Here is a 3050-nt window from a genome sequence, read left to right as displayed (position 1 = left end):
CTGCTGGCCGATCCGGCCTCCGCCGAGCTGCCGGCGCGGGGCGATCTGCGCCAGGCGGCGCTGGAGGCGGTGGTGGCCGCTGTCGGGGCGCGGCCGGAGCGCGAGCGGTGGGAGGCGGGCTGGGCGGTGCTGGTCCGGGCGCTGGAGACCGGCGCCCCGGACCTGGTGGTCGCCCCGGCGACGGCGCTGGCCGCGGTGCGGCGCGACGACTGGGAGGTGCCGGAGGCTGTGGAGCGGCTGGCCGGGGTGGTCGGTCTCGCCCGACGGGCCGACCGGTCGGTGGGGCGCGCCGTGGCGGCGGCCGACGCAGGGCGTGCGACGGGGGGCCGCCGATGAAGGGGGCCGCGAAGCGCCCGGAGCCGCGCCGGGAGCCGCGCCCGGGGCCGCGCCCGCTGCCGCGCCCGATGTCCCCGCCCGCGCCGCCGCGCCCGGTGCGGGCCACCGTGCCGGGGCCGCCGGCCGGCTCCGGAGGGCCGGCCGGCCGGGCCGGACTTCCGCTGGACATGGAGAAGCTGCTGGCAGCCCGGCTGCACGCGGTGAAGGTCCGTCCCTACCTGGCCGACGCGCTCTTCGCGCTGCACGTGGTGGAGGACCGGTCGGTGCCGACGATGGCGGTGGACGCGCACTGGCGCTGCTACGTCTCCCCCGGCTTCGTGGCGTGCACCCCGGTGGAGGAGCTGGCGGGCGTCTGGGTGCACGAGGTCTCCCATCTGCTCCGGGACCACCACGGGCGGGGCGAACGGTATGCGCGGGAGCACGAGGGGCACGGGCCGGGCGAGCGCGGCGAGATGGGGGCCCCTCCGGCCGAAGGCCGGGGGAGAAACGAGACGGGGGTTCCCGCGGCCGAAGGCTGGGGGAGAAACGAGACGGGGGTTCCCGCGGCCGAAGGCTGGGGGAGGCTGCGGCGGAACATCGCCGCCGACTTCGAGATCAACGACGACATCTACGGCGACGGTCTGCCCCGGCCCGCCGGGGCGGTGCTGCCCTCGCTGTTGCGGCTGCCCGCCGGGCTGCTGATGGAGGACTATCTGCGGACCGCGTCGATGTCCGGGCTCGCCGCGGACCTGGCCTGGCTGGACTGCGGCAGCGGTGCCGACGGGCAGGACCGGCCGTGGGAGCTGGGGCCCGACGGGGCGCACGGGCTGAGCAGGCAGCAGCGGGACGCGGTCCGCTTCCGGGTGGCGGAGGGGATCAAGGGCCGGCCCGGCCACGCGCCGGAGGGGTGGCGCCGATGGGCCGACGAGGCGTTCCATCCTCCGCAGCCGTGGCGGCAGGTGCTGGGGGCGGCGGTCCGCTCGGCGGCGGGTGCGCCGGGGGCGGGCGAGAACCACAGCTACCGGCGTCCGTCGCGGCGCTCGGCCGCCGTCCCCGGGGTGCTGCTGCCGAGCCTGCGCCGTACGCCGCCCCGGGTGTGTGTCGTGATCGACACGTCCGGCTCCGTGAGTGATGCCGAGCTGGGCAGCGCGCTGCTGGAGGTGGCGGCGATCTCCCGCGCGGTGGGCGGCCGGCGCGACCTGGTCTCGGTGATCTCCTGCGACGCCGCGGCCGGGGTGGCCGTCCCGCTCTGCCGCGCGGAGAACATCGAACTGGTCGGCGGCGGGGGAACGGATCTGCGCTCCGGTTTCGCCCGGGCGCTCCGCTCCCGTCCACGCCCCGACGTGATCGTGGCCCTGACGGACGGTCAGACGCCGTGGCCCTCCGCACAGCCGCCCTGCCGCACCGTCGTCGGTCTCTTCCCCCGGCCCACCCGCGCCGTGGACGAGAAGAACCCCGACTACGTCCCGGACACCCCGCCGCCCTGGGCCCGTGTCGTCACCATCGGCTGAGACAAGGCGGTGGCACGGAAACGCCACCCGTGGCGAGCAACTTGCGCCCCTCGCCACTGATGCCCGATTTGTGAGGTCGATCGGTGTCCGGGCCCGGGCTGTGCGACCATGCCCTCCCTCGTGAGTCAGAGGGAGAGGCAGATCACCGCTTTTGCCCCGCTCCATGGCTTGCATGTCGATTCAGATGGAATATCGGAGCGTTTGAATTGATGATCCTTGAGAAGGACAGGCGTGTCCGCTGGGGTGCGGGCGCACGAAGATCCCGCGCCCTGACGGTGCGCAAGGCAGCGGCCATCGCCGTGACCGCGGGCACCATGCTGCTGGCCACCCCCGTGGCCTCGCCCGCGCAGGCGGCCACCGCGCCCACGGTCAGCGCCAAGGGCGCCTTCCTGATGGACAAGGCGACCGGCACGAAGCTGATGAGCAAGTACGCGGACACCAAGCGGCCGATGGCCAGCACCACGAAGATCATGACCGCCCGCGTGGTCCTCAGCCAGCCCGGACTCGACCTCGACCGCAAGGTCACCGTCCAGCAGGCCTACCGCGACTACGTCACCGCCAAGGGCGCGAGCACCGCCGACCTGCGGACCGGCGACCGCGTGACCGTCCGGCAGCTGCTGTACGCGATGATGCTGCCCTCGGGCTGCGACGCCGCGTACGCGCTCGCCGACACCTTCGGCACCGGTGACACCCGCGCCGCACGGGTGAAGTCGTTCATCGGCAAGATGAACAAGAAGGCCGCGTATCTCGGGCTGACCAACACCCACTTCGACTCGTTCGACGGCATCTCGGCGGCCGGCGAGAACTACACCACCCCGCGCGATCTGGCGAAGCTCGCCCGCAGCGCGATGGGGTACTCGACCTTCCGCACCGTCGTCAAGACGCAGAAGACCGTGCGGTACGCCACCACCAGCACCGGCGGCACCCGCACCTACACCTGGTACAACACCAACAAACTGCTCGGCTCCTACACCGGCGCCATCGGTATCAAGACCGGCACCGGCACCGCTGCCGGGCCGTGCCTCGTCTTCGCCGCCACCCGCGGTGACAAGACCCTCATCGGTGTCGTCCTGAACGCCACCGACCGCTACAACGACGCCGCGAAGATACTGGACTACGGCTTCGGCACCAGCACCGCGTCGACCATGAAGCTGCGCTCGCTGCCCGCGGGTGCCCAGCAGGACTGACCGGGGCGACCCATCGGGGCCCGGGACCGGCGACGCC

Annotated in this window: 2 protein-coding genes and 1 pseudogene; all 3 read left to right on the top strand. The window is 73.8% G+C overall.

Annotation, left to right across the window (positions count from 1 at the left end):
• Nucleotides 1–336 (top strand): annotated as a pseudogene (locus FNH08_RS47940) (AAA family ATPase); the annotation flags it as partial.
• 167 nt (nucleotides 337–503) lie between these two features.
• Nucleotides 504–1826 (top strand): vWA domain-containing protein, encoded by a 1323-nt coding sequence (locus FNH08_RS47935; RefSeq protein WP_152778186.1) that lies wholly within the window; start codon nucleotides 504–506, stop codon nucleotides 1824–1826.
• A 314-nt stretch (nucleotides 1827–2140) separates the two neighbouring features.
• Nucleotides 2141–3013, top strand: coding sequence for a D-alanyl-D-alanine carboxypeptidase family protein (locus FNH08_RS47930; RefSeq protein WP_228034818.1), 873 nt, complete (start codon nucleotides 2141–2143; stop codon nucleotides 3011–3013).
• Nucleotides 3014–3050: the final 37 nt, after the last annotated feature.

Source organism: Streptomyces spongiae, from assembly GCF_009377185.1.
GTDB classification, from domain to species: Bacteria; Actinomycetota; Actinomycetes; order Streptomycetales; family Streptomycetaceae; genus Streptomyces; species Streptomyces spongiae.
This window is presented reverse-complemented; position numbering and strand designations above follow the sequence as displayed.